Below are 26549 nucleotides of genomic sequence, written 5' to 3' on the forward strand. Positions count from 1 at the left end.
CCTGCGCGGCCCGTTAAATGGCTGCCGATTGTCGGTTTTGAACATTGCTTTTTGGCAAAACTATCCTCTTATGGGGGGATAGTTTTGAAAGGCTTTGTGCATGGACAACAAACTTCTTTTGATCATCCTTGACGGCGTGCCCTACCGCAACTGGCGGCGTCTGTTTGGCAATCTTGAGGGCTGGGTTGATAGCGGCGATGCGCGCGTTTGGAAAATCCGTTCGGTCCTGCCGTCGATCTCGGCGTCCTGTTATGCCTCGATCCATACAGGTGTGGCGCCAGCCCAACATGGTTGCACAGGCAACGGAAACGTTTTCCGGATCAGCCAGCCTGACATCTTTGCCCAAGTGCGCAAAGCGGGCGGTGTGACGGGTGCCGTTGCTCATAGCTTTTGGTCAGAGTTCTTTAACCGCCATCCTTTCGATTACGTCCGCGACATCGAATATGACGAGCCTGAAAGCGCGACGATTAACCATGGTCGTTTTCACACGATGACCGGTTATGGCCAAGCCAACCAAATGACGCCTTCGGACCTTGATCTCTTCGCTACATTGACCAACCTTTGTCTGCGCTTTGGCCTGAATTACGGGATGCTGCATACCTGCACATTAGACAGCATGGGCCACCGTTTTTTTCATGACTGTCAGGAGATGGACCACGCCTGTTTCGTGATGGATGAAATGCTGGCGCCGTTCATTTCGAAATGGCGGGCTGCGGGATATGAGGTGATGGTAACGGCAGACCACGGCCAAGATGAACGCGGCCATCACGGCGGGCGTGACCCGCTACAACAAGAGGCCGCGCTATATTATTTTGGTGATGCCGAGGGCCCTGCGCCTGATGTCACGATTGACCAGCTACAACTGGCGCCAACCATCCTCAGCCGTTTAGGTGCCCCCGTTCCTGAGACGATGAAGGCTGGTAGCTTTTTGAAATGATTGGCTCTTAATAGGGCCATTCACCCTTCGCGAGTGCCTCAACAGCAACGGCAACGCGATCAAAGAACGCAGCGCCGCGTTTGCTGACCTTGCGGGCGCGCAGACAGCCGTGCACCAGCCCTGCCTCATTAAACCACACCGCCTGCCCTCCGGCAGCCCTTAGCGCATCGCGATAAGACTCGCCATCACTGGCCAGCGGGTCACAGGCGGCCGTTACGATCACTGTGGGGGGCAAGCCTGTGAAATCAGTGTCATGCAGCGGAGCATAGCGCGGATCATCTGTAGGGGGCGTTTTGCCGCCTGTTCGGATGGTTTGATAGAACTGCATGTCGCGCGTTGTCAGCTCGGGTGCATTGGCGTGCTCGACATAGCTGCCCTTGGTCGGATCACCGCCTAAGCCGGGATAGATCAGAACCTGCCCTGCGACCTGACCACGGCTATGATGCGCCACGGCTGCTGCCAGATTGCCGCCAGCGCTGTCACCAGCCAAAAGGAACTGTCCTGTAAAGCTCTGAGTGATCGCGTCAAATGCAGACTTTGCATCGTTGTAGCAGTTGGGAAAGATGTTTTCGGGTGCGAGACCATAGTCAACCGAGATGACCCTCACCCCAGCGCGCGCCGCAAGCTCTGCGCAGACATCATCATGGCTGTGTAAGCCACCAACGACAAACCCGCCGCCATGGTAATAGATCAGCGTAACATCGGTTGCTCCCGCCTCATAACGGCGACATGGGATACCGCCGAGCGGTTCGTCCCAAGTTACAACATTTGCGGGGCGTCCTGCGTGAAACGCTGCGCACATGTCGTCATAAACCGCGCGCTGCTGTTCGATGGTTAGGTCAACTGCATCGGGAGGATAGAACGCTGCCCCCCGTGCAATATAGGCGCGCACCTCGTCATCAAGGAGCGCGCCATAGTTGGTTTGGCTCACGCCGCATCCCATTGGGTGACAAAGTTACCCAAAACAGACCCAACAGCGTCAGGCCCAGCCCCATTCATCGAGATTTTTGCAACCAAGCCGCGCTTTTTGTCATCAACGACATGATCAACACGCGCATCAACACCCGCGGCTGACAAAGCCTGATCAAACACACGTGTGATCGCGCTGCGGCGCAGATCAGGTTTGAAGATTTTGCCAACACCTGTTTTAGGAAGCTCATCCATGATTTCGATATATTTTGGCTGCGCGGCACGTTCGTGAACGTGTTCTTTACAGAATGCGATCAACTCTTCCGATGTGACCGATGCACCTTCAACCAGCTCAACATAGGCACAGGGGATTTCACCCGCATGTGCATCGGGTTGGCCAATTGCACCGGAAAAGGCAACAGCTTCGTGGCCCAGCAGTGCTTCTTCGATCTCGGCAGGGTCGATGTTGTGACCGCCCCGAATAATCAAATCCTTGGCACGGCCAGTGATCCAGATATAGCCATCTTCGTCTTTACGACCCAGATCGCCCGTGCGTAGGTAAACATCGTCATAGTAGAGGTCTTTGTTTTTGTCGGCTTCCGTATAGGTGTTGCCTGGAAAAACACCAGGGTTAGAGACACAAATCTCACCCACCTCATCAACCCCTGCATCGACATGGCCATCAGGCGTACCCTTGATGATGCGAACCCGAGTATAAGGGAATTCGATCCCGATCGAGCCCACTTTTTTCAAACCATCTGTCGGATTGCCAGAAACCATAACTGTTGCTTCGGTTAGCCCGTAACCTTCAAGGATTTCCACGCCAGTTGCTTTTTCAAAGCGGCGATATAGCTCCATCGGTAGTGGGGCCGAGCCGCTGAAAGTGCTTTTTACAGTGCTGATATCCGCATCAACAGGGCGTTGCATCATCGCAGAGATTGCTGTTGGAACACCAATGATAAAACTGACCTTCCAGCGCTCAACCAGTTTCCAGATGTTATCAAACACCCCGTCTCCGCGGTAACCTTGTGGTGTTGGGAATACTGTATGCGCACCCGCCGTTAGAGCCCCCATCAAGATAACGTGGCAGGCAAAAACATGGAACAGCGGGAGCGGGCAGAGAATGTTGTCGGTCTCTTCCAACAGGATGCGATTGCCCAGCCAACCGTTGTAGATGATGCCAGAGTATTTGTGCTGTGCGACTTTTGGCATGCCTGTGGTGCCGCCAGTGTGGAAATAGCATGCCACGCGGTCTTCTTGCGGGTCTTCAAACTGCAGCGTTTTGGGCTGTTTTGCCAGCTCGTCGGTAAAGTTTTTGTAGGTCGCCTGATTTTGCACAGTCCGCTTCGGGCGGATCAGCGGCACGATGACCTTTTTCAAACCAGTCAGGTAGCGATGCAAATCCACTTCCAAAACGGTTTTGACGTTAGGCGCTAACGCAACTGCTTCTGCTGCCTTGTCGGCGACATCTGTCTTTGGGAACGGACGCAGCGTAACAACAACAGTCGCGTTAGTCTCGCGCAAGATCGATCCGATCTGCTCGGCTTCTAACAGAGGGTTGATCGGCGCAACGATCCCAGCAATCGCACCCCCATACAAGGTAAAGACGGTCTCGTTCGCATTGGGAAGGATGTAGGCCACGACATCTTTGGGGCCAACGCCCAAGCTCCGAAACAGGTTCGCCGCCTGAACCGTTTTGTCGTGCAGTTCGCTCCAGCTAAGCGTCTCTGACGGGTCTTTAGGCCCTGACAACAGCTGAAAGCTAAGCGCGTTACGATCTGGAAATTTCTTCGTCGTGTCCGCCAACAGGCTATAAAGCGTCTTATGGACGTCGCGGTCTTCCCACGCGCTCTCCGCTTCAATTGCATCGCGGTCTACGATTCCACTGAATTTCATGTATTTCCTCCCTGTGCTGCCGTTTTTTTTCGACATGCGTCATTTTTCCTAGGACAAGATGACGCGGCTAATGGAGAAATTCAAGCAATCCATGGTTTAGGACGCAGCGTTATCCGCAAAGCTTCCCAAACGTCAACGGATTGGATGAGAAGCGGAAAACAGGCTGTGCAGCCGCAGCTACAAAGAGGCCGCACCCAGCTTTGGGCTGGATGCGGCCAAATTTAGTTACGCAGTCGGGATGCGCAGAACTTGACCAGGGTAGATTTTGTCAGGGTGTGACAGCATTGGTTTGTTCGCTTCAAAGATCTTTTCGTAGTGGGCACCATTGCCCAAAGTCTTCTCCGAGATCGCCCACAGCGTGTCGCCTTTTTCCACTGTGTGGAATGTCGGCTCACCTTCGCCACCGGAAACATCATCTTCTACCGCTGCGACGCCTTCGACGTTACCAACAGCAAGAATGACTTTTTCCCGCATTTCCTGGCTTGCGGCCTGACCTGTCACTTTGACTTTGTCGCCTTCAACAACAATGTCCAGACCTTCGGCATCCAGACCAAGGTCCTTCAGTTCATCCTGCAACGCAGCACCGGTAACTTCGGCGCTATCATCGCCACCGAAAACCTTTTTGCCAGCGCCTTTTACGAAACTCCACAGACCCATTTGATTACTCCCAAAATGGTTAAAATTATGGCCGGAGTTTTCACGCTAAGCCGCCTGAACGCAAGAGGGAATTACACCTCCGTAGCGCCATCGGTGAACTGCAATTTTGCCAATCTGGCATAAAGCCCGCCTTTGGCCACCAAAGCATCATGGGTGCCCGTATCGACGATGCGACCATCCTCTAGAACCACAATCCGATCGGCCTTTTTCACGGTCGCTAGACGGTGGGCAACGATCAAAGTCGTGCGCCCCTCGCTCAGCTCCTCAACAGCGGCCTGAACCGCGCGTTCGCTTTCTGCGTCTAAGGCGCTGGTTGCTTCGTCCAATAACAAGACCGGCGCGGCGCGCAAAATGGCGCGGGCAATGGCGATGCGTTGCTTTTGACCGCCAGACAGCATCACGCCACGTTCACCCAAATAGCTATCATAGCCATCTGGCAATGCCGCGATAAAGTCATGGGCCGCAGCGGCGCGCGCGGCGCTTTCGATTTCAGCATCCGTTGCATCGGGACGGCCAAAGCGGATGTTTTCACGTGCAGAGGCCGCAAAAATCACAGGGTCCTGAGGGACCAAGGCGATTTGGTTGCGAAATGCCTCTCGCGTTAGGTCACGCAGATCAATGCCGTCAAAGGTGATCTTGCCGGATTGCGGATCATAAAACCGCAAGATCATCTGAATAATCGTCGTTTTACCCGCCCCTGAAGGGCCGACAAATGCAACCGTCTCACCTGGCATGATTTCCAGATTTACCCCGTCCAACGCCGACGTATTCGGGCGCGCGGGATAAGAGAACTCAACATCCTCAAAACGGATATGCCCCTGAACGGGATTTGGCAGCGCTTTTGGCGCGGTGGGATCATCAACCGGATCATCGGCCTCTAGCAGCTCGACCAGACGTTCTGTTGCCCCTGCTGCACGCTGCAGCTCCGACCAAATCTCGGAGAGCGCAGCAACAGCCCCTGCAACCATGATCGCATAGATCACAAATTGCACCAGCGCGCCCACCGTCATGACATCGGCCCGCACGTCACGCGCGCCAATCCACAAAACGCCGACGACACCCGAGAAGACAAGGAAGATCACAATCGCAGTCAAAAACGCGCGGGTGCGAATACGGCGGCTTGCTGCGTCAAACGAGCTTTCTGTCATCTTGTCAAATTGGGCACGGGTTGCCACCTCATGCGAGAAAGCCTGAACGGTCTGAACCGCCCCCAAGCTTTCGGAAGCATTGCCTGATGACGCAGCGATCCAATCCTGATTTTCTCGGCTCAACACGCGCAGGCGGCGCCCCAAGATCAGGATCGGGAAAACAACGGCTGGCACAACCAGCAAAACCAACCCCGCCAGTTTTGCCGAGGTCAGCAGCATCAGCACAAGCCCCCCCAAGAACGTCAGGAAGTTTCGCAAAGCGATCGAAATCGAAGAGCCAATAACGCTGAGAATAAGAGTGGTATCGGTTGTAATACGGCTAAGAACCTCGCCCGTCAGGATCCGCTCATAGAAAACGGGGCTCATCGTGATGACGCGGTCAAAGGTGGCCTTTCGGATGTCGGCAACCACACGTTCGCCCAGCCGCGTGACCAGTGCATATCGCAGGGCAGACCCCATCGCCAGCAATCCCGCAATCGCAAGCGCCGCAAGAAAATACTGGTCCAGCAGCGCCGCTTCGCCCGTATCAAACGTATCCACAACGCGGCGAACGGCCAATGGCAAGGCCAGCGAAATCATGGCCGTTGCCACCAGCGCGGCCAGCGCGCCGACCATTAACAAACGGTAGGGGCGTAAAAACGGCACCAAAGCGCCCAATGCACCAAGACGACGGGAACGCGCGCGCTCTTCTGTTGCTGTGGGTGGGGGCGTGGGGCTATCCGCCATGCGCTGTCCTTTACAAATTCGTGCAGCGCTTTTTGGCGTGCTGCCCCTAAAGGGTCAAGCGCGAACAGCCGCGACATTATCGCATCAAAGGAAGGTGGAGCGGGCGGAGGGAATCGAACCCTCATCTTCAGTTTGGAAAACTGAGGTCTTAACCATTACACAACGCCCGCGTACCGTCGTTGGGTATGACATCAGCGCAGGAGCGTCAAGACGTTGAAACACGTCTTATCGCTTCAAATTTCGAATTTTTTACGAGGGGCGCAGTGCCGCGTTCAGCCTGCCCGGCACATTTGCCCCCTCACATAGGTGCCACGCTAACACTTGATTGCTCGACAGGCAGACAAGCCCTGTGCGGGTTTCGATCGCTTTGATGACATCAAGCGTTCGCAGATTGGTGCAGGACAGGAAGACCGCCTGAACGTCTGCCTTTCGAACCAAATCACAGGCCGCCTCTTTGATGGAATGCTCATCAATGCGCACAACGCTGGCTTCATTGGCCTCTTCAAAGCTGCCAAAGACTGGCGTTTCAATCCCCGCCTCCGCGAGTGCCGCGCGCAATTTGCTGGAAACATCCGCCGTATAGGGGGACAAGAACGCCAGCCTTTCTATCTTTAACGCGCGACAGGCCGCGACAAGAGCACTCAGCGGGTCTGTCACCAGATCAGCAGGCGCGCCCTGACGGATCAGGTTTGCAACATTTGCCGCGCCGATTTGTGCCGTGGCCGAGGTACAGCCATAGCCAATGGACGAAAATCGCATTGCTTTGGGCAACAGCCCCGCCGCCGTGGTGATATGATCCGCCATTGCGCGCAGGCTGGCGGGGGTGACTTCCTCTGCGCTCGGAACGCGCGTGACATGCAACTGGGTAGCGGCTGGCATCATCCGGCGCATATCGCCCTCTATCGTTTCATCCGATTGTAAAACGACCAGCCCAAGGGGGCGCGCGCCATCCGCCGTTCGTTTGTATGAATAGCGGGTCATAGCTGCACCATGTCTGGCCCAGATCGGGGGGATAGGAACCTAGGGGTGCCTTCTGTGATCAAAATGTCCTCTTCGTGAACCAGCACCTTGCCATTCTCGGTCTCGATACCCGGTTCCAATGTTATGACCATCCCCGCGCGCAGCACGGTATGGTCCTGAGGGATCAACGAGAGGCCTTCGGTCAATTGCATACCCAGCCCATGACCCAACCGCCCCGCGTCCGAGCCCCCTGCCCCGCCAGTCACGATTTGATCCATGGCGTGGAAGAGTTCGGCGGCCGTTGTGCCTGCGCGCGCGATCCCTGCCGCAGCTTCGACCGCGTCGATCAGTTTCACATGGGCCGCCGATACCAGCGACGATGCCTCACCCATGCTAAAGTTGCGATCGAAATCGCAAAAGTACCCGTCCCAAACCAGCCCCGTATCCAGCATCAAAATATCGCCAAGCTGTAGCGGAGTGTCGCTTGCAGGCGAGATCACATCCGCATAGCCGTTCTTTTCTGCGCCACCTGCAAGGTAGGGCACCCAATCGGCACCTTCCTCCAGACACAAGCGCTGAAAATCGCGAAACACAGCTGAGAGAGGGACGCCAGCGCTTGCAATCTCGGGGACCCTAGCAAACGCGCGCCCTGCGATTGCGCAGGCGTGGGCGATTTTGGCGACCTCTGCCTCGGATTTTTGGGCGCGTAACCTTGCGACGATGCGCGCGTCATCCCGCACCGTTCCTTGCAGGGCGGCTTGCAGTTTTTGCCAATCGCCCAGCGGCATCCGCAAATGGCTTTCATGGCCCGTCGGCGTGCCAACGTGCTTTGCCCCCAAATCATTTAGCGTATTGGCCAGCAGGCTGACACCGTCGTCATCAACATCCGGTGCACGCCATGTGCGGATATCGTCGATCCACGTTTTTTCCATCAAAGCAGCGCCAATGGACGGGATCACGGCGATTGGCTTTCCCGCTGCGGGCACCACCAAAAACCAAGGCCGCGACGGGCTTTCCCAGAACCGCGTCAGAAAGCCGCTGAAATACCGCACATCAGGCTCTGTGGTGAGCAAAAGCGCGTCCAGCCCTTCACGCGCCATCATGATTTGCGCCCGCGATAGGCGTTCTTCAAACTCCTGCGGCGCAAACCCTCGTTGCATCAGGCGGGTCCTTCGCTGAGCACGCAGAGGATGCGGGACTGGATCGTGATCCCCAGTTGTTCGCGCTGCGCCTCGTCCAAGGCAATCAACGCGGAAATCCCCGCCGCGCCAGAGGGCGATGATCCGAACCCCGCAACCATAGCAAGGCCAGCACCCGCCTGCCCCTCTTCTTCAGAGATGAGGGCGAAATCATCCGCGTCACGGGCCAGCCCCTTTAGCGCGATGAGCGAGGGCATTTTGCAATCCAGACGGCCCATTTCAGAAACAGGTCCGCTGCTTTCAACGGCTTTTCCAGCTACAATCGAGCCCTGCAAAGCGGGCGCAGCGTCAGGTTCAACCACGATGATCCGAGGCCCATCGCCCCACGCCTGACGCGCCAATGCGGCGCAAGCACAAGCAAGCCCCCCAACCCCTGCCTGCAAAAAGATATGGGTTGGCTGCTGCGGAATTTGCCGGATCGCTTCGGCCATCAGAACGGTATAGCCCTCCATCAAACGATGGGGGCGATCAGTATAGCCATGCCATGACCCATCCGACAGTAGATCCCAGCCGTTCGCCTCTGCCGCCGCTTCTGCTGCGCGCAAACTGTCCTCATAGGTTTCCCCCTGCCGAACCACCTGCGCGCCCTGCTCTTCTAGCCGCGCGGCAAAGCTTTCGGGTACAGTTTCTGCGATATAAACAACAGAGGCCGCACCAAAGGCCTTCGCCCCAGCAGCCACGGACATGCCGTGGTTTCCCGCACTTGCCGTCACATAGGTGCGCCCGCTCACATCGCCTTCTTGTGCATCACTGGCAATCACATAAGCCGCGCCCAGCGCCTTGAAGCTGCCCAGCCCCATGCGGCCCCGCTCGTCCTTGATCCAGACATCTTGAACAGCGGCCTGCGTGGCGATGGCGATGGATGCGCTCAGCGGGGTTTCTCCTGCCACAGGGCAGCGATCAACCAACGCTTGCGCGCGGGGGGCATCATCGGATGGCATCGGGATGCCATCAAGACCGACAAGCGGCGCGGGGCGGGTTATATGTAGAATATCCATCCTGTGATGGTGAGGCGGCGCACCTTGTCAGGTCAAGCCAGTTTGCGACTCGTTTTGCCGCTCACTCACCTTTGCACGGCATTCCTGCGCGCCCCCACACCTTTAGGTATGCGACCAGCTGCGAGATAGACGCAGGTGCCGCGTTGCGCCCCTGCCCGGGTTCAAACCCGTAGCGCACAAATTCGCTTTGCTCTACGTGCTCGATCAGGTCGGAAATCTCTGCCCCTTCTTCGGCATGGCTGAGGGATTCACAAATTTCCAAACTGGTTTTCCCGCGCCAAGCAAGCGAGACTGGCGGCAAGCGCCATGCGTCATCTACTCGAGGTGCCATATGGGGGGTGTCATTGCTTCCCGCCGTCCCGATATGACAGGCGCGGCAGGGGATGCTTTCTGCTCCGATACGGCTTTCGCCTGCGTTGATATTCATACCGTGCAGGCGATCGCGCCCATACCCTAAATCATCCCACGCTGGGCGGCCGCTGTCTCCGACGTGGCAGTTGGTACAACGCGGATGTGACAGGACCGCATGTATCTTCCCCCATGCGGCCAACCCGTCTTGGATAGATTGGGCCTGCACAATGCTTGGCGGTGCCAATGTGCAGGCGAGAGCTACGGCTAGAAATCGTTTCACACAGTTATGCACCCATTAGACAAAGTCGACTGTATTGTAGAATGGCATCTCTCTCAGGCGGGTGCCAGTCGCTGCAAAAATGGCATTAGCCAAAGCGGCAGCGGCGGGGGGGACAGGGGGTTCACCAATCCCGCGCACAGCTGGGTTGTTTTCCAATCCGCGCACTTTGATGATGGGACATTGATGCATCCGCATACCTTCTGCCACGTGAAAATTATCCTGCTCAGCCATACCGTCCGAATAGGTGATTTCAGAGTTGATAGCATGGCCAAGCCCCCAGATGACACCGCCCATCACGACATTTTCAAAGGTTACAGGATCAACCACTCGGCCAACCTCGGCAGCGACCCAAACGCGATCGATCCTGATGCCGTCCTCGGTATCCGTCACCTCGACCACTTCGGCCGTTGGCACCCCAAAGGACGTGACCAAAGCAACGCCGCGCCCCTGCTTGGGCCCAAGGGTTTCGCCCCAGTTAGACATCTCGGCAACCGCTTCCAGCACTGCGCGCGCATCTGGATCGTTGACCAGACGCAAACGCTCTTCCATCTGGTCCGCTCCGGCGGCATGGATCACCTCGTCCACAAAGCTTTCTGCAAAAAAGCCAGCTGTTGACGCCCCAACCGACCGCCAAGACGATGTCGGCGCGAGTTCTGGCACCGCATAGGCGCGCACACGCAGGTTTGGCACGGCGTAGCGCATGTTCCACGCCCCTGCCGCGATTTGCGTATCTGGTCCAGGTAACGCCACGCCAAGGCGCTTTGACTGGGACCGCGCCGCGGAGACTGTTGCGATATCCAGATCAAGAGCGGTCACCTTACCGTCAGCATGAGCGCCGCGCCCCCTAGCCATGCCAATCTGGCGGGCGTAATCCTGCACAAAATCCTCTTCGCGGCGATAGGTTAGCTTAACCGGTATCCCTCGCATTTCTGCGGCAATATCTACGGCCACGTCGATATTATCGAACTCCAGCCGGTGACCAAAGCTGCCGCCAGCATATTGGTTGTGCAGCGTGATCTGCTCTACCTCGAGCCCCAGTTTTGCGGCAGCGCGTTCCAGAACATAGCGCGGCACCTGATGCGCCGCCCAAATTTCTGCGCGGTCTTCATGGACCGTCACAACAGCATTCAGTGGCTCAAGGGGTTGGTGGGCGACATAAGGCGCGCGGTATTCGGCCTCGACGATATTGCCACTTTTCAGGGCCTTTTCAACATCACCGTCATTGCGCCATTCTTTGTCCAAGCGATCTTCAACGAAGGACGCTTCGACCTCGGCCCAATGTTCATCCTGTTCAGCAGGGTAAGGTGCTGCCTCCCATTCGATCTCGATCTCTTCCAAGGCACGAAAGGCGCGCCATGTGTTGTCTGCGATCACGGCAACGCCGTAAGGCAGCGGGATAATTTTGGAAACGCCGCGCATCCCTTCGGCTGCGCTGGCATCAAAATCTGCCATCAACGCCCCTTTGCGCGGGTTCATCCGAACCGAGGCATGCACCATGCCGTCAAATTGCAGATCGATACCGTACGTCTGGGTTCCCGTAGATTTTGCCGCGATATCCAAACGCTGAACGGGCTTTCCGATGATCCGCCATTCAGACGGATCCCGTAGGGTGACATTCTCTACGGGCTCAACTTGGGCCGCCTGTGCCGCCAGCTCTGTATAGGCTAGGCGCGTGCCATCGGGCAAAACAACGGCCCCCGCAGCGGTCGAGAGTTCTTCGACCGTCAAACCTGTTTCTTTGGCGGCGGCCAGCTTTAGCGTTTCGCGTGCCACAGCGCCCGCTTGGCGCAGTTTGTCAAAGCTATCGGGGACCGAGGTCGATCCACCCGTGACCTGCGCGCCCAACAACTTCATCACTGCGCCCATTGTGGTGCGCATCGCTTCGGCGCCGAAACTGTCATCGTTCGAACGGAAAGGCACGGCCTCAGCCGCAAGCGCTGTGTTGTAATATGCGGCGGCAGGTTGACCAGCAGTGGTTGAGACCTGATCCATGTCAACGTCCAGCTCTTCAGCGATCAGCATCGCCTGCATGGCGCGCGCGCCCTGCCCCAAATCCGTATGCGGCGTGACCAAGGTGATGCCATCCGCGTTGATTTTCACCCAAGGGTTAAACACCGCATCCCCCTCTGCCGCATCAGCCGTCAGAGGGTTTTGCGGATCGCGTTTCACCATATAGGCGCCAAAGGCAACACCGCCGAGGATCGCGGCCGATCCGATCAGAAATGAACGGCGCGCAATTGTTTTGATACGACCCATGGCTCAGCCCTCCTGCAATTTTGTTGCTGCGGATTTTACGGCTGCACGAATGCGCGGATAAGTCCCGCATCGGCACAGGTTTCCGCTCATCGCTTCGTCGATTTGATCGTCTGTAGGTTCGGCATTCAAATCCAGAAAACTGGCCGCCTGCATGATCTGGCCCGACTGGCAGTAACCGCATTGCGCCACCTGATGCTCAACCCAAGCCTCTTGGACGGCATGCAAGGTCTCTGGTGTGCCCAAGCCCTCGATCGTCGTGACCTCACCATCAACATCGGCTGCGAAGGTTTGGCAGGATCGCACGGCCACCCCATCGATATGCACGGTACAAGCACCACAGGCCGCAATGCCACAACCGTATTTAACACCGGTGATCCCCAGCTCATCCCGCAGGACCCACAAAAGCGGCATATCTTCTTCCACATCAACTTGATGGGATTTTCCGTTTACCTTCAGTTCCATTCCAAACCTCTTTCGATCTTCAGCGCGTCTTCCACGCGCATGAAAGCTTCTGTGTCCTGCCCGTTGCGAAAGTGACATATTCCTGTTCTGCATGGCATCTGGTGCATTCAGCACCAATCCCTATGGATGCAAAAACAGAGCCGCACATGCCGCCCCAAAAAATCAACAAGCGTTGACTTTATTAGATAGCTCAAATTTTCGCCCTGTCAACACGCGTTGACATTTTTTCCAAGCAGAGTAAAAACAACCCATGAACAAGGCCCTGATTACCCGAGAAAATCTATTAACCCACGCGCGCACTCTCTTGTGGAAACACGGGTATTCCAACGTATCCCTGCGCCAGATTGCGGCAGCGGCGGGCGTTGATGTGGCGCTGATCTCTCGGTATTTCGGGAACAAACGCGGATTGTTCGAAGCAACAATCGAAGGTGCTTTTGACCTGCCTGACGTTTCATCTCGCGAAGCGCTGGTAGAGTTGACTGTTGAGCTATTTGTAAACCACCCGCGTGATGGGCAAGCGGTTTCGGTTCTGAACCTCATGCTGATGAATGCCCAAGACGAAGAGGTCGGAGGGCTGGTGCGTGAAAAACAACAGGAAGTCATGCAGTCTGCGGTGGAAAAAGCAATTGGCGATCGCACTCAGGCAGCCCTGTTCATGGCAGTTATTCTCGGCATTAGCGTTGTTGAGAAAACCCTGCACCTTGCGGCCATCGGGCAATACGATACCCCCGAATACGAAGCCCAGTTGCGGCATATGCTAAACGCGGCCCTCAGTTACCAGCTGTGATCATTGGCCCCAGAACGAAAAAGGCGGCGCAGTATGCCTGCCCCGCCCTTTCACATGATTTTTTCGCTGGCTTAGAATTCAACAACCGCGCGGATGGATTTACCTTGATGCATCAGGTCAAACCCTTCGTTGATCTGATCCAAGGTCAGCTTATGCGTGATCATCGGGTCGATTTCGATTTTGCCGTTCATGTACCAATCAACGATTTTCGGTACATCTGTACGGCCTTTTGCGCCGCCAAAGGCCGTACCACGCCACACGCGCCCCGTAACCAATTGGAACGGACGGGTTGAAATCTCGGCGCCGGCGGGGGCGACACCGATGATGATGCTTTCGCCCCAACCTTTATGTGCCGCCTCTAGCGCGTCACGCATCACTTTGGTGTTGCCCGTAGCGTCGAAAGTATAGTCCGCGCCACCACCGGTGAGTTCAACCAGATGCGCAACCAGATCCCCATCGACCTTGGAGGGGTTCACAAAATCGGTCATGCCAAAATAGGTGCCCGTTTCTTCCTTGTCGTCATTCAGATCGACGCCGACGATCTGATCTGCACCAGCCATCCGCAGACCCTGAATAACGTTCAGGCCGATGCCGCCAAGGCCAAACACAACGCAACGCGCGCCGATTTCAACTTTGGCGGTGTTGATCACCGCGCCGATCCCCGTGGTCACACCGCATCCGATATAGCAAATCTTATCAAATGGCGCGTCTTTGCGCACTTTGGCCAAAGCGATTTCAGGAACAACCGTGTGGTTGGCAAAGGTAGAGCAGCCCATGTAGTGGTGGATCGGCGTACCATCCAGCATCGAAAAGCGTGTCGTGCCATCGGGAAGTTGCCCCCGCCCCTGCGTTACACGGATCGCCTGACACAGGTTGGTTTTGCCAGACAAGCAGTATTCGCATTCACGACACTCAGGCGTATACAGCGGGATCACATGGTCGCCGGGCTCAAGCGTTGTGACGCCTTCGCCGACTTCCAAAACAACACCCGCACCTTCATGCCCTAGGATTGCTGGAAAAATACCCTCTGGATCATCACCCGAACGGGTAAATTCATCCGTATGGCAAAGCCCTGTCGCCTTAATCTCGACAAGGACCTCACCCCGCTTGGGGCCTTCCAGATTAACCTCCATGATTTCAAGAGGTTTTCCGGCTTCTACGGCAACAGCTGCACGTGTCTTCATCATGGTGTTTTCTCCTAAATATTACGAGCAGCAGGAACCATTTATGTTGCCGATGTCAAGCGCTCCGCATGCGTCTTTCTGGGTCAAAACCAAAATCGCTTTTACCATGAGCAAGCGCATCATCCATCGCGACCAAAAGAGAGGTTGGTTCAAAATCCGGCAGAACCTTTCGCAGCGGTTCACCGTCGATCCGATGCGGCGTGTCCCACAGGTAACGCATCTCACAGACTTCGCGCAACAAGGGGCTGACCAATGCCAAGGCTCTCAAAATCGGCCAAGGAAGGTATTTCAGCTTCAGCTGGCGCCCTGAAGCTTTTGCGACCGCTGCCATTAGCTGTTCGCCTGTCAGGCTGTACCCTTCAAAACCATAGCTGGAAAACCTCGGGAACTGGCTGCGGATAGCTGCAAGCCCCGCCATGGCCCGCGCCATATCTGGCAAATATGCCCAAGCATGCACCACATCCATTTTCCCGGGATAGGTGAAGATGCCTTTGTGAACTTTGTTCGTGATATGGCTGTCAAACCAGTTTCCGGTCTGCCTGCGTTCAATATAATCACCGCCCCGTAAAATTATTGTCTGCAGTCCCTTCTCCGCCGCTTTGGCGAATGCCTGTTCCATCGCAACGCGTATGACGCCTTTTCTGGTCGAGGGGCATGGGGCGGCATCTTCGCGCAAAACTTCGTTTGTGTCTTTTCCAAAAGAATAAACATTCCCGGGGATCATGACAGTTGCGCCACTGGCCAACCCAGCCGTAATGACATTCGCAGTATGGACCGGCATGATCTCTGCCCATTTGGGATAGGGAGGGTGAACGGCGTGAACAATGACATCCACCCCCATGGCCGCCTCAACAACTTGGCGCGCCACCGCCACATCGCACGCCACATAAGAAAGCCCTTGGGCTTTTTGCCCCTCACCATTTCGGGTGGCCGCACGCACGTTCCAACCCTCGTTTAAAAAGGCTTGAACCGCCGCCCTGCCAAAACGCCCGTTTGCCCCAAGAACAAGTACCGTTTTCGTCATGCTTCTCTCCTAGCTTTGTTTGTTGACAATAGAAGGGTAGCAATCAATATTTGAATGGATAACTGGCAAAAATCGGATCAAGTCATTCAAAAATGAATACCAAAGATATCCCTTGGCATCTTCTCCAATCCTTTGCCGCAATTGGTGAAACCGGATCGCTGTCAGCTGCGGCGGTTCGGTTGGGCAGCAGCCAACCCACGCTCAGCCGCCATCTCAATCAGTTAGAAGAGCAACTGGGAACACGGCTGTTTTTCAGAACACCCTCTGGCCTGACGTTAACCCCTGAAGGGGCATCGGTGCGCCGCTATGCCGATGAGATGGCGCAATCCGCGGCGCAGCTTTCGATTTCGGCAACGGGCCCCCATGACCTGAACGGTACCGTGCGGATCACGGCCAGCCAGATCGCCGCGACATATCTGCTGCCGCCCATGCTCACGGCCCTCCACATTGCATATCCTGGTTTGTCTTTGGAATTGGTCGCCTCGGATGAAACGGATAACCTGCTGCGCAGAGAAGCGGATCTGGCCGTGCGCATGTACCGCCCGACCCAAGATGATCTGATTTCCAAAATGGTCGCCGAACTTCCTTTGGGCATTTATGCATCCCGTGGTTATCTGGAAAAACACGGCACACCCGGAGGCCCCGAGGATTTGGAAAGGCACACGGTTATCGGGTACGACCGAAACACTTTAATCATCGACGGCATGAAGCGGGTCGGCTTGCACGTTGACCGCAGCTTTTTCAAACTGCGCTCGGACGATCAGGTCGTTTGTTGGCAAATGGTTCTTGCAGGGATGGGCATCGGGTTTGGCCAGCAATGCATGGCAGCAGACAACCCTGACCTTGTTCAGCTCTGGCCCGAAATTCCTATCGGCCATTTACCTGTCTGGCTAACAGCGCACCAAGAACTCAGGATGAGCCCACGGGTCAGGGCGTGTTTTGACCACCTCGCACAGAGCTTTAGCCAGATTTAGCCTGCTCTGCCGCCGCTGTCGGCTCTTTGATGGCCTGATCCTCTGGCGCGACATCTAGGGTGGCCCATTGCTCGTCACCGGGTAATTCTGGTGGCTTTTCACAGGACCCTTTATGGATATTCACCTTGGCGATGAAATTCGCTGAAATCGGCGCAGTTACAAACAAAAACGCCATGATCAAAAGCTCATGCATTGCGCCTTCGCCAAAAACACCGTTGTAGATGATCGAGGCAAGCAGCAAGGCACCAATCCCCACGGTTCCGACTTTTGTCGGGGGGTGCAGCCGCGTCATGCTGTTGTTAAATTTGAGCAGGCCAATCGCGCCGGTCAGGGTAAAGATGGACCCGATCACCAGACAGGCCGTAACCGCATAAAGTGCAATAACTTCGATGTTCATTCGATGATATCCCCCCGCAAAACAAACCGCGCATAAGCAACTGTAGATACAAACCCCAGCATCGCGATAATTAAGGACACTTCGAAATAAATCCGCGTTCCTTGGGCGAGGCCCATCAAAACAACCAGACCAATCGCGTTTACCACCATCGTGTCCAGCGCCAAAATGCGGTCTCCGGTATTTGGGCCAATAACAACCCGCACCATCGCCATCATTTGGCAAAGACCAACCACGGCAAAGGCTGCGGCGATTGCATAATTCATCAATTCCGTAGCAAAGGTCATACGAATATCTCCTTTAGGCGCGCTTCATAGCGGGATTTGATGCCGTCACGTTCGGCATCTGGATCGTCGGTGTGCAGCACGTGAACCAGCAGATAGTGGCCGCTTTCTGACAGGTCGGCAGAAACCGTGCCCGGTGTCAGGGTAATTGTCCCCGCCAGCAAGGTGATCGCCTCGGGTTGGCGCAGCTCTAGCGGGATGATGATCCAAGCGGGCTTTAATTTCGAATTCGGAACCGTCAGGACAATCCAAGCAACCTGCACATTGGCAACCATGATGTCCCAGATCACCATCAAGGCATAAGGGATCATTTTCGACAGCTTAAATCCGGCAGGTCGTTCGGGCCAAAATGCCGCCGTCGCGCGTGGAATAACAACGCCCAAGATGACCCCAAACACAAACATCCCTGCCGAGAATTTATTCTGAAGCAGAATCCAGACAATCGCGAGGATCAGTGTCAGCAGCGGGTGGGGGAAGAGCCATGCAAAGAAACGTTTCATCTTAGTGATCCCCTTCATCGGCATCGGCTTTTTCATCGCTCTGATGGTCATCATGCGCATCAGCTTTTTTGCCGCTCAACTTACCCGGAGTTTCAAGAACCGTAGACACATAGTCTTCTGGCGCAAACAACTGTGCAGCAGTCTGTTCCGTGTAGCGATAGATCGGGCCTGCAAAAACGGTATGGGTGATCAAAAGCGCGATCAGCCCCCCCACCGCGACAAAGGACAAGGCTGCGGGCGCAGGGCGGCCAACGTCGGGCACAGGCGCCGCGTCAGACTGGGCCTTCCAAAACAAAATCGACCCCGCACGAGCAAAGCCAACAATGCTTATCAAACTGGCGAGCAGCACGAGGGTCCAGACCCAAACAAAGGCAGAACCGTCAAAAGCCGCGTTCAGCACCATCAGCTTACCAATAAACCCAGACAGCGGCGGCAGCCCCGTCATTGCAATGGCCGAAACCATGAACAATCCCGCAATCAGGGCAGCCCCTGCAACAGGCGCCTCTAGCGTTAGCTTCAGATGACCACGGCTTTGTTGAACCAGATCAACAATCAGGAACAGCGCCGCAGCAGCCAAGGTTGAATGCACGATATAGTAAAGCGCAGCAGCAATGCTGACGGGGGTGAACAGGCCGATCGCAACCATCACCATCCCCATCGAGCTAACCACCGCAAAGGCGACCAAGCGGTCGAACTTTTTGGCGGCCAGCACGCCAACAGCCCCAACAGCAAGGGACAACAGCGCTGCAGGCAGCAGCCAAGTATCATGCAGGCCCGATGTCACCGCCAAATCGACTGGGAAAATCAACGTATAGACACGAATGATCGCGTAAGCGCCAACTTTGGTCATGATCGCAAATAGGGCCGCGACCGGAGGCGGCGCTTCGGCATAGGAGCTTGGCAGCCAAAAATGAAGTGGCACAATCGCGGCTTTGATCGCAAAGACAAGGATCAGCAACACAGATGCAACGCGAATACCAACAGTTGCATCCGCACCGATCAGCTGCACCCGCTCGCTCAGATCAGCCATGTTGAGCGTCCCCGTCTCGGCGTAAAGCGCGCCTAGGGCAAAGAGGAAAAGGGTGGAGCCAAGCAGGTTGAACAACACATATTGCACCCCTGCCCGCAACCGCGCATTGCCCCCCGAATGAATCATCAACCCGTAAGAGGCGATCAGCAGAACCTCAAAGAAAACAAATAGGTTAAACAGGTCACCTGTCAGAAATGCACCCGCAATCCCCATCAATTGGAACTGGAACAACGCATGGAACATGCGGCCCCGTTCGTCCCATTTTGACCCGATGGAATAGAGCAGCACAAACAACGCCAGCACCGACATCAGCAGCACCATCATCGAACTCAGGCGGTCGCCGACCAGAACAATGCCAAAAGGCGCCGCCCAATCGCCCAGTTGATACAGCATTACGGTGCCATCTGCGGTTTCAATCGCAAGCCCCAACGAGATCGCGATAAGCGCAAGAACACCCACAACGGAAAACACCCGCTGGATGCCGATGTGATAGCGCGCGGCAAGAATGATGAAAGGCGCAAGGATCGCCGGAAGGACGATCGGCATAATCAACCAGTGGGTCATGTCGCATCCTCGCCTTTGGTCTGTGGCATATCATCAACATGATCGTCATCCGTCCCCAGATACGCCCCAAGCGAGATCATCACGATAACAGCGGTCATCCCAAAGGAGATCACAATCGCCGTAAGCACCAGCGCCTGCGGAATCGGATCGGTATAGGTGGCTCCGTCACTTAGGATCGGGGGTGAGGCTATTTTCAACCGCCCAGAGGCAAACAGAAACACGTTCACCGCATAGGTCAGCAGCGAGATGCCCAAGATTACAGGAAAGGTGCGCAGGCGCATGACCATATACAGGCCACCAGCCGTCAAAACACCAATTGCGGATGCTACAAGAAATTCCATGTTATACCCCCTGCTCTTCTAGGGCTTCGGTTTCGGAGCGCGCGGGGTTGATATCCATTGCGTGTTCGCTGTCTTGGACATGGGCGCGCCGCGCAAGGCGCGAGAACCCGTCAAGCGATAGCATCACCGCCCCGACAACAGCCAAGAAAACCCCAAGATCAAAGAGAGCCGCAGTGGCGAGCTCAAATTTTTCAAAGGGCGGGATGCGGACATAGGTAAAGTCCGAGGTAAGGAACGGCTTGCCCACAAACCACGATCCGATCCCCGTCAGACCCGCGATCAGCACACCAGCGCCAATCACCCCTTGGTGCGGATACCGCTGGCGCGCGGTGGCCCAGCTATAGCCGCTGGCCATATATTGCATCACCAAACCAATCGACACGATCAGCCCCGAGATAAACCCGCCGCCGGGTTCGTTGTGGCCGCGCAAAAAGATGTAAAAGCCGACCATAACCACAACAGGCATCAACACGCGGGTCAAAACCACCATCATCGTGGGGTGCTGATCCCCTGCCAGCGGTTTGTCGGGCTTGCGGTTCAGCAATCGCGCACGCACAGGGCCGCCCAATAGCGTTTCAGTCAGCGCATAGATCAACACAGCCGCGATGCCCAAAACAATGATTTCACCGAAGGTATCAAAGCCACGGAAATCAACGAGGATGACGTTCACCACATTGGTACCCCCGCCGCCCTTATAACTATTGGCGAGATGATATTCCGAGATCGGCGAGGTCACCGCATCCCGCAGCAAATAGTGATAGCTCAGCGCCATGGCGGCGACCCCGCCTGCCACCGCCAAACCCACATCGCGGGTCCGGCGCAAAACGCTGCTTTCGATTGGGGTGTCATTGGGCAGGAAGTTCAACGCAAGCAACAACAGGATCGTCGTGACCACCTCAACCGTGATTTGTGTCATCGCCAGATCGGGTGCCGAAAGGAAGACAAACCCGATAGATACCATCAACCCGATGATCCCGATCAGCACCAGCGATAACAAACGGTTGCGGTGCAAAAACACCATGCCCACAGTTGCCGCGACCAACATACACCAACCGGCAAGTTCAACCGCCCCAGCGGGTTGCACAGCCCGTGTCGGCGCGCCAACCGTACCAGATGCCCAAGCATACCAGCCAGCCACAATCACCGTGATCGCCATAACCGCGCCATAGCGCGAGAAAGCTCCGTTATGAATAGGCAGTGTCAAAGCTTTGGCGGCCTTTACAGCAGCGTCCATCACCGCATCAAAAATCGCCTTAGCCTCTGGGCGTGGGGCCGCATCCCATAGTTTCAAAAGCGGTTTGAACAACGCCAGCACAATCAACCCGCCAACAACGGCAGTGATCGACATATAAAGCGCAGGCGTCAGACCGTGCCAGATTTTCAGGTGCGCCTTTGGCATTTCTGCCTCGCCGCCCAAAACCGCATATGTGATGCCTTTGACCGCTGGCTCGGCCAAAAAGGGCGCAACACCAATCACCACGACCAAAACGACCAAGAAGGCTGGCGGCAACCACAGCCCTGCAGGCGGATCATGTGGTGCAGCGGGGTAATCGTCGCGCTTGCCCCCTAGGAAAGTATGCCCGATCAGGCGGAAACAATAGGCCGCCGAGAACAACGAACCGACAACAGCCAGACTGGGGACAATCCAGTGATTACCGCCCAAAACTGTGTGATAGGCCTCCTCCAGCATCAATTCCTTGCTGAGGAACCCGTTCAGCAGCGGAATGCCCGCCATAGAAAGAGCCGCAAGCGAGGCGATCACAAAGGTGATTGGCATCAAGTGGCGCAAGCCCCCCAGCCGCCGAATGTCGCGTGTGTGGGTCTCGTGGTCGATGATCCCTGCTGACATGAAGAGCGCCGCCTTAAACGTTGCGTGGTTGAGAATATGAAAAACCGCCGCCATCGCGCCCAGCGCAGTGCCCGTTCCCAGCAACATGGTGATCAACCCCAAATGGCTGACGGTGGAAAACGCGAGCAACGCCTTTAGATCATGTTTAAACAGGGCAATCACGGCGCCCAGCACCATTGTGATCAGGCCAGCGGTCGTGACAATCCAGAACCATTCAGGCGTGCCAGACAGGACAGGCCACATGCGCGCCATCAGAAAAATCCCCGCCTTCACCATCGTGGCCGAGTGTAGATAGGCCGAAACTGGTGTCGGGGCTGCCATCGCGTGGGGCAACCAGAAATGGAAGGGGAATTGAGCGGATTTGGTAAAACAGCCGATCAGGATCAGGATCAACGCAGGCAGGTACAGATCGCTGCCTTGGATAAGTTCGCGGTTTTGCAAGATAACGCTCAGGTCATAGCTGCCAGCGATCTGGCCAAGGATCATCATCCCCGCAATCATCGCCAGCCCGCCCATGCCGGTAACGGTCAGCGCCATCCGCGCGCCTTGGCGCCCTTCGGGAAGGTGCTTCCAATAGCCGATCAACAGGAAGGAAGACAGCGAGGTCAGCTCCCAAAAAATGAGCAAAAGCAGTATATTGTCAGACATGACAATCCCCACCATCGCGCCCTGAAACAGCAACAGATAGGTAAAGAACTCGCCCATGTTGTCATTGCGCGCAAGGTAGTTGCGCGCATAGGTGATGATCAGCAAACCAATGCCCAGAATGAGCGTCGCAAAGAAAAAGCCCAGCGCGTCCAGCATCAGCGTAAAGTTCAATCCGATGTGGGGCAGCCAATCAAAGCGAAAGGCGACAACCTCTCCGGCCATAACCGCTGGCAGGTTGGTCATCAGACCGACAAAAGCGGCAAGCGTAACCATGAACGTCACACCAGCACAGGCTGCTCGGCCTGCTTGGTTCATCAATCCGGGCAGCAAAGCCCCCAAAAACGGCAGTGCTACGATCAAAAGAAGGGACACATGTGCTCCATACTGTTGGGGCCCGGAGATGTTTCCCTCCTAGGCTTGTCGTTTCGTTGCGGATCGGAATCGCCGCAAAGGTTCGGAACACTTTATTCGAAAATGAACCGAGGTACGAACCGATACCGTACATTTGACAAATGTTTCTGCTGGCAATTGCTCAGATGCACCGCCCGCCGTCCACCTCCATACAAACCCCTGTCACCATCGATGCCTCGTCCGAGCATAAAAAGCATGCCGCGCTGCCCATATCTTCGGGCGTGGAAAAGCGGCCCAGCGGGATTGTTGACAGGAATTTCGACCGCACTTCGGGTGTATCTTCGCCCATAAAGCTTTTGAGCAGTGGGGTTTCCCCTGCGACGGGGTTCAGCGCATTCACTCGGACACCGAAAGGGGCCAATTCGACGGCCATGCCTTTGGTGGCATTGTTCATCCACCCCTTTGACGCGTTATACCAGCTAAGGTTTGGACGTGGTGACACGCCCGCTGTTGAGGCAACGTTTAGAATGGCCCCTTCGCCACGGGTTTTCATTAAGGGGACGATGTGGCGGGCCGTGTTATAGACCGATTTGCAGTTCACCGCAAAAACCAGATCAAAATCTTCTTCGCTGATGGTTTCCATCGGGGCGGGCAAATGCGTGACACCTGCGTTGTTAACAAGGATGTCGATATGCCCCCATTCTTGCATCGCTTTCTCTGCCATATCGGACATGCTGGGCCCTTCGGCCACATTTGCAACGGCAACAATCGCATGCGCGCCCATCTCTTGGCGTAGCTCTTGGGCCATTGCCTCGCTCAGGTCGGCAATCATCACCTGCGCCCCTTCGGCGACAAATTTACGAACGATGCCTGCCCCAAAACCCGAAGCGCCACCTGTTACAATCGCTGTCTTACCTTGCAAACGCATTGCTTGCTCCTTGTTTATATTTCCATCCCGTTGCCCCCGATCGGCAGGGGCCGATAGGCTATCCGTGATAGGCTGCCACTGTCTTTAGCGACGTAAACCCATATAGCGCCTCAAACCCTTTTTCGCGGCCATGCCCCGACAAACCCGCCCCGCCAAAGGGCAATTCCACACCGCCCCCCGCGCCGTAGTTGTTCAAAAACACCTGACCAGATCGCAACGCCTTTGCCAGCCGCATCTGGCGTGCGCCGTCGCGGCTCCAGACCGAAGCGACCAATCCGTAGGATGTCCCGTTTGCGATCGAAAGGGCCTCGGCTTCATCCTCAAAGGGGATGATCACCTGCACAGGGCCAAATATTTCCTCTTGGGCCAGCGGGTGGTCTGGCGCCACGTCTTTGAACAGGGTCGGCGCGACATAGGCGCCCCCGCTGGGCGCCTTTGCGCTGATCTGCCCTTGGGCTGCTATGCTAAGGTCGGCGCCTTTGGCAAGGTAGCCCTCGACGATCTCTTTCTGGCGGTGAGAAACCAGCGGCCCAACGGCCAAATCAGCCAATGCTGGCCCTGCGATCAAGTCCCTATACCGCGCGGACATCTTCTGCACGACCTCTTCATAAACGCCGCGCTGCACTAGAATGCGGGAAGAGGCCGAACAAGTCTGGCCAGCGTTCTGGATCCCTGCATTTACCAAAAACGGCAGTGCCGCATCGATATCGGCATCGTCAAAAACCAATTGCGGGGATTTCCCCCCCAGCTCAAGCGTAACAGGCACCACATTCTGCGCCGCGGTTTTCTGGATCAGGCGGCCCGTGCCAACAGACCCTGTGAAGGAAATGTGATTAACCCCCGCATGCGCAGTTAACGCCGCGCCTGCTTGGCTGCCTCTGCCAGAAACGACATTTAGCGCCCCGTCGGGCAACCCTGCCTGTCGGGCTAACTCTCCAAAGGCAAGGGCCGTCAGACAGGCCTCTTCGGCGGGTTTTAAAACCGCTGCGTTGCCTGTGGCCAATGCAGCCCCAACAGAACGCCCGATGATCTGCATGGGATAGTTCCACGGGATGATATGGCCTGTTACACCATGTGCTTCGCGCAAAGTATAAACAGTGTAGCCATCTAAATACGGGATGGTTTGCCCATGCAATTTGTCCACCGCACCGGCGTAAAATTCCATATACCGCGCGAGTGCGACAACATCCGCGCGGGCTTGGCTTAGGGGTTTGCCAACATCGAGCGCTTCGAGCCGTGCCAGTTCATCAATGTTGTCTAAAACCTGCGCGCCCAGTTTTGACAATATCCGCCCCCGTTCAACGGCAGTGGCGCTGCCCCATTCCCCCTCAAATGCGGTACGGGCCGCTGAAACGGCGCGGTCTATGTCCACCTCATTGCCGCAAGCAATTTCACAAAGTTGCGCGCCGTCAGACGGGTTTTTAAGCACCATCGTTTCGCCCGATGCGCAAGCCCCCCAGCGCCCCCCAATTAAACAATGGGTTGGATCAATATCTAACGGTCGGATGGTCATGGGCGAGTCCTGTCAACTGTTTCCGCGCAGCTTGGCAAGCCCGCCGAACATTAGCAAGCTGCGCAACGCATTAGGTGCAGTTTGAGAGGACAGTCAGATGCCTTTGCAGGCGGTTCCGCGCCGACAGCGGATGTGCTTTAGCTTTCTGTGCTTTCGATCACTTTGCGGGCGGCCCGAAAACATTCCAGCGCCTGCGGAACCCCGCAGTAAATACCGATCACATGGATGATGGCGCGAATTTCCTCATGGGTCACACCGTTATTGATGGCTCCGCGACAGTGCAATTCCCATTCGTGCATCTTGCCCAGCGCGCCGATCATCGACAGGTTCATCATCGAACGGGTCTTGGCGTCGATCACATCATCCCCCCAGCCAAACCCCCAGCACCACGCGGTCATCGCTTCCTGAAACGGACGGGTGAAATCATCAGCGGCGGCTAGGTTTTTCTCAACGTATTCAGCGCCCAGCGTGGATTTCCGTTGCTCTAACCCCTTTAGAAAAAGGTCCTCGTCAAATGCGCTCATATTCTTAACCTTTCAATTTGGGGCCGTGTTTTCCACTAGCACAAAGCACGCCTATTGCCTTTTAATCTTCACCAGTGCTTTAGCCTGTTTTCCCCAAGCCACCAACCCATGTTTGACAACCGATCACGTAGCCGTCGGGAAAAACTATCCGCCCTGCGACATCAGGCGAAACGCACCGCAAACAGCGGATTATGCTAACGGCCAAGTGACCAGCGCAGGCCAAAAGTTCCGTTGACAAGCCCGATTTAAGACCCCTTATTCAGAACCTCACAACTGCTGCGCAGCGTGATTTTCGGAAATCACTTTTGCGAAATCTACAAAGGAATACCACATGTCTACCCCCAAACCCAATGTTGGCGCCCCGATCGAGCCAACAAGTTTCCCAAGCCTCGGCCCCGCTGGCACCACAGAAATTGGTCAACAAAAAGACCGCTGGACCATGGTTTTCGTGTATCGCGGCAAACATTGCCCACGCTGCAAACGGTTCCTCAACAAACTGAATGCCGCCCTACCTGCGTGGGAAGAAGTGCTGGATGTTGTTGTGGTTTCAGCAGACACCGAAGAAAAAGCCAAAGCGGATTTGGCGGAATTCGGTTGGGACTTTAACCTATGCTATGGAATGACCGAAGCGCAGATGCGCTCGCTCGGGCTTTATGTCTCTTCGCCCCTGTCAGAGGCCGAAACAACCGGATTGTTTGCCGAACCAGGTGCGTTCGGCATTCGCCCTGACGGCTCTTTGATGCTTGTCGAAATTTCCAACGGTCCTGCCGCGCGGCCCGATCTGGAAGAGCTGTTAGACGGGATGAAGTTCAACATCGACAACAACCGCCCCGAACGCGGCACCGCCTGATTTCAACCTCAAGACCCAGCCTAGG

Annotated in this window: 25 protein-coding genes and 1 tRNA gene; 4 read left to right on the forward strand and 22 right to left on the reverse strand. The window is 55.9% G+C overall.

All coding sequences use genetic code 11. The features are described 5' to 3' along the window. Positions 1–100: 100 nt before the first annotated feature. Positions 101–937: an alkaline phosphatase family protein gene (locus Z948_RS0103520; RefSeq protein WP_025058194.1), complete on the forward strand. Its 837-nt coding sequence runs from the start codon at positions 101–103 to the stop codon at positions 935–937. 7 nt (positions 938–944) lie between these two features. Here Z948_RS0103520 and Z948_RS0103525 read toward each other — a convergent pair whose 3' ends face one another. The 11 genes from Z948_RS0103525 to Z948_RS0103575 all read right to left on the reverse strand — a co-directional run bounded on the left by Z948_RS0103525 (position 945) and on the right by Z948_RS0103575 (position 12779). Then, positions 945–1868: an alpha/beta hydrolase gene (locus Z948_RS0103525; RefSeq protein ID WP_025058195.1), complete on the reverse strand. Its 924-nt coding sequence runs from the start codon at positions 1866–1868 to the stop codon at positions 945–947. After that, positions 1865–3742, reverse strand: a complete 1878-nt coding sequence (locus Z948_RS0103530) for an acyl-CoA synthetase (protein WP_025058196.1) — start codon at positions 3740–3742, stop codon at positions 1865–1867. The genes Z948_RS0103525 and Z948_RS0103530 overlap by 4 nt, the downstream gene beginning before the upstream one ends. A 225-nt stretch (positions 3743–3967) precedes the next feature. Continuing rightward, positions 3968–4399 (reverse strand): peptidoglycan-binding protein LysM, encoded by a 432-nt coding sequence (gene lysM, locus Z948_RS0103535; RefSeq protein WP_025058197.1) that lies wholly within the window; start codon positions 4397–4399, stop codon positions 3968–3970. A gap of 71 nt (positions 4400–4470) precedes the next feature. Further along, entirely contained in the window at positions 4471–6273 is a 1803-nt protein-coding gene (locus tag Z948_RS0103540) for an ABC transporter transmembrane domain-containing protein (RefSeq protein WP_025058198.1), read from the reverse strand. 95 nt (positions 6274–6368) lie between these two features. Further along, positions 6369–6443, reverse strand: a tRNA-Gly gene (locus Z948_RS0103545). A gap of 79 nt (positions 6444–6522) precedes the next feature. Next, positions 6523–7254: a maleate cis-trans isomerase family protein gene (locus Z948_RS0103550; protein WP_025058199.1), complete on the reverse strand. Its 732-nt coding sequence runs from the start codon at positions 7252–7254 to the stop codon at positions 6523–6525. After that, positions 7251–8393, reverse strand: coding sequence for a M24 family metallopeptidase (locus tag Z948_RS0103555; RefSeq protein ID WP_025058200.1), 1143 nt, complete (start codon positions 8391–8393; stop codon positions 7251–7253). Before Z948_RS0103555 ends, Z948_RS0103550 begins: the two co-directional genes overlap by 4 nt. After that, positions 8393–9430, reverse strand: coding sequence for a pyridoxal-phosphate dependent enzyme (locus tag Z948_RS0103560; protein ID WP_025058201.1), 1038 nt, complete (start codon positions 9428–9430; stop codon positions 8393–8395). The genes Z948_RS0103555 and Z948_RS0103560 overlap by 1 nt, the downstream gene beginning before the upstream one ends. A 61-nt stretch (positions 9431–9491) precedes the next feature. Beyond that, a complete protein-coding gene (locus tag Z948_RS0103565; RefSeq protein ID WP_025058202.1) occupies positions 9492–10061 on the reverse strand; it encodes a hypothetical protein in 570 nt (189 codons plus the stop codon). 15 nt (positions 10062–10076) lie between these two features. Continuing rightward, positions 10077–12317 carry a xanthine dehydrogenase family protein molybdopterin-binding subunit gene (locus Z948_RS0103570; RefSeq protein ID WP_025058203.1) on the reverse strand — a complete coding sequence of 747 codons (2241 nt, stop codon included), beginning with the start codon at positions 12315–12317 and terminating at the stop codon, positions 10077–10079. 3 nt (positions 12318–12320) lie between these two features. Further along, complete coding sequence (locus Z948_RS0103575) at positions 12321–12779, reverse strand: (2Fe-2S)-binding protein (protein ID WP_025058204.1); 459 nt, start codon at positions 12777–12779, stop codon at positions 12321–12323. 250 nt (positions 12780–13029) lie between these two features. On the opposite strand from Z948_RS0103575, the gene Z948_RS18375 reads away from it, so the two are divergent. After that, entirely contained in the window at positions 13030–13566 is a 537-nt protein-coding gene (locus Z948_RS18375; protein WP_025058205.1) for a TetR/AcrR family transcriptional regulator, read from the forward strand. 71 nt (positions 13567–13637) lie between these two features. On the opposite strand, the gene Z948_RS0103585 is transcribed toward Z948_RS18375, so the two are convergent. After that, positions 13638–14750, reverse strand: coding sequence for an S-(hydroxymethyl)glutathione dehydrogenase/class III alcohol dehydrogenase (locus tag Z948_RS0103585; protein ID WP_025058206.1), 1113 nt, complete (start codon positions 14748–14750; stop codon positions 13638–13640). A 55-nt stretch (positions 14751–14805) separates the two neighbouring features. Next, the gene (locus tag Z948_RS0103590; RefSeq protein ID WP_025058207.1) at positions 14806–15774 is read right to left on the reverse strand and encodes an NmrA family NAD(P)-binding protein; all 969 of its coding nucleotides are present in this window, start codon (positions 15772–15774) and stop codon (positions 14806–14808) included. 92 nt (positions 15775–15866) lie between these two features. Between Z948_RS0103590 and Z948_RS0103595 the strand changes: the two genes are divergently transcribed. After that, positions 15867–16748, forward strand: a complete 882-nt coding sequence (locus Z948_RS0103595; protein WP_025058208.1) for a LysR family transcriptional regulator — start codon at positions 15867–15869, stop codon at positions 16746–16748. Here the strand turns inward: Z948_RS0103595 and mnhG are convergent. The 9 genes from mnhG to Z948_RS0103640 form a co-directional block, all read right to left on the reverse strand. Further along, positions 16735–17145, reverse strand: a complete 411-nt coding sequence (mnhG, locus tag Z948_RS0103600; RefSeq protein ID WP_025058209.1) for a monovalent cation/H(+) antiporter subunit G — start codon at positions 17143–17145, stop codon at positions 16735–16737. The two genes, Z948_RS0103595 and mnhG, sit on opposite strands and share 14 nt — an antisense overlap. After that, positions 17142–17429, reverse strand: a complete 288-nt coding sequence (locus Z948_RS0103605) for a K+/H+ antiporter subunit F (RefSeq protein WP_025058210.1) — start codon at positions 17427–17429, stop codon at positions 17142–17144. Before Z948_RS0103605 ends, mnhG begins: the two co-directional genes overlap by 4 nt. Continuing rightward, positions 17426–17926 (reverse strand): Na+/H+ antiporter subunit E, encoded by a 501-nt coding sequence (locus tag Z948_RS0103610; protein ID WP_025058211.1) that lies wholly within the window; start codon positions 17924–17926, stop codon positions 17426–17428. Before Z948_RS0103610 ends, Z948_RS0103605 begins: the two co-directional genes overlap by 4 nt. 1 nt (position 17927) lies before the next feature. Next, complete coding sequence (locus tag Z948_RS0103615) at positions 17928–19520, reverse strand: monovalent cation/H+ antiporter subunit D (protein WP_025058212.1); 1593 nt, start codon at positions 19518–19520, stop codon at positions 17928–17930. Beyond that, on the reverse strand, positions 19517–19861 hold the full coding sequence (locus Z948_RS0103620) for a Na+/H+ antiporter subunit C (protein ID WP_025058213.1): 345 nt from the start codon (positions 19859–19861) through the stop codon (positions 19517–19519). Before Z948_RS0103620 ends, Z948_RS0103615 begins: the two co-directional genes overlap by 4 nt. A gap of 1 nt (position 19862) precedes the next feature. Then, positions 19863–22730 (reverse strand): monovalent cation/H+ antiporter subunit A, encoded by a 2868-nt coding sequence (locus Z948_RS0103625; protein ID WP_025058214.1) that lies wholly within the window; start codon positions 22728–22730, stop codon positions 19863–19865. A gap of 160 nt (positions 22731–22890) precedes the next feature. Beyond that, positions 22891–23637 (reverse strand): SDR family oxidoreductase, encoded by a 747-nt coding sequence (locus tag Z948_RS0103630; RefSeq protein ID WP_025058215.1) that lies wholly within the window; start codon positions 23635–23637, stop codon positions 22891–22893. 58 nt (positions 23638–23695) lie between these two features. Next, complete coding sequence (locus Z948_RS0103635) at positions 23696–25150, reverse strand: aldehyde dehydrogenase family protein (protein WP_025058216.1); 1455 nt, start codon at positions 25148–25150, stop codon at positions 23696–23698. 137 nt (positions 25151–25287) lie between these two features. Beyond that, the gene (locus Z948_RS0103640; RefSeq protein ID WP_025058217.1) at positions 25288–25674 is read right to left on the reverse strand and encodes a carboxymuconolactone decarboxylase family protein; all 387 of its coding nucleotides are present in this window, start codon (positions 25672–25674) and stop codon (positions 25288–25290) included. A gap of 331 nt (positions 25675–26005) precedes the next feature. Between Z948_RS0103640 and Z948_RS0103645 the strand changes: the two genes are divergently transcribed. Continuing rightward, positions 26006–26524, forward strand: coding sequence for a redoxin domain-containing protein (locus Z948_RS0103645; RefSeq protein WP_025058218.1), 519 nt, complete (start codon positions 26006–26008; stop codon positions 26522–26524). Positions 26525–26549: the final 25 nt, after the last annotated feature.

Origin of the sequence: Sulfitobacter donghicola DSW-25 = KCTC 12864 = JCM 14565, from assembly GCF_000622405.1 — a bacterium.
GTDB classification, from domain to species: Bacteria; Pseudomonadota; Alphaproteobacteria; order Rhodobacterales; family Rhodobacteraceae; genus Sulfitobacter; species Sulfitobacter donghicola.